Source organism: Arthrobacter sp. TB 26 (assembly GCF_000427315.1).
GTDB lineage: Bacteria > Actinomycetota > Actinomycetes > Actinomycetales > Micrococcaceae > Arthrobacter.
On the sequence record NZ_AUPJ01000555.1, the window covers coordinates 20,307 to 21,240 of the forward strand.

The 934-nt window shown below is 73.8% G+C and carries 1 protein-coding gene (running past one end of the window); it reads left to right on the plus strand.

Annotated features, from left to right (window positions below; all coding sequences use genetic code 11):
* Nucleotides 1–934: part of a hypothetical protein coding region (locus K789_RS0121810; protein ID WP_024368594.1), annotated on the plus strand (this coding region is incomplete at its 3' end). The annotated region extends 522 nt beyond the left edge of the window; the window shows 934 of its 1,456 annotated nt.

The window sequence follows — 934 nt, forward strand, 5'->3', positions numbered from 1 at the left end:
CCCGCCGGTCTGGAAGCCTCCAGCTGGTCTTCGTACCGCAACGGCCCGGCCTTCCTGCAGCACCTCAATGCGGGCGAGTCGCCGCGTGCCGTGCTCAGCGCGCTGCAGGGCTATGGTCCCGGAGGCTGGCCACGCCTGATCGCCGAGGCTGTGGCGGCCGTGCGCCTCTCCGGCCGGGGCGCTGTCGTCGTCGTGCCCGACTACCGCGACCTGGACCGGGTGGAAGCGGCCCTCCTGCAGCTTCTGCCGGCCGGTGACGTCGCCCGGCTCACCGCCGACGATGGCCAGACCCCGCGCTACCGCAGCTTCCTGCGGATCCTCATCGGCGCGGCCGGGGTTGCCGTCGGCACCCGGTCCGCCGCCTACGCTCCCGTCCACAATCTGGGCCTCGTGGTCTGCTGGGACGACGGCGACGACCTCCACATCGAGCAGCGCTCACCCTACGCCCACTCCCGTGAAGTCCTGCTGCTGCGCGCTGAGCAGGAGGGCGCCGCCTGCCTGCTCGCCGCGCACACCCGGAGCACGGAAACACAGCGCCTCATCGAGGCAGGCTGGGCGTGGCCGGTGGAGGCGGACCGGGCCGTCGTCCGCCGGAGCGTTCCGCGCGTGCTGAACACCGCGGACAGCTACGAACTCGAACACGATCCGCTGGCCAGGATCGCGCGGCTGCCGGGCGCGGCCTGGCGTGCCGCGAAGGACGGACTGGAGCGCGGCCCCGTCCTGGTCCAGGTGGCGCGGGCCGGTTATGCGCCGTCGCTCGCCTGCGAAAACTGCCGCGAACCGGCGCGCTGTACGTCCTGCAGCGGCCCGCTGGCCATCGCCGGGGCCAGCGGAAGCTCTGCGGTGCCGCAATGCCGCTGGTGTTCGACGCCGGCGCCGGACTGGCGTTGCGGCACCTGCAACGGTGTCCGGCTCCGGCGGGGCGCCACGGGGG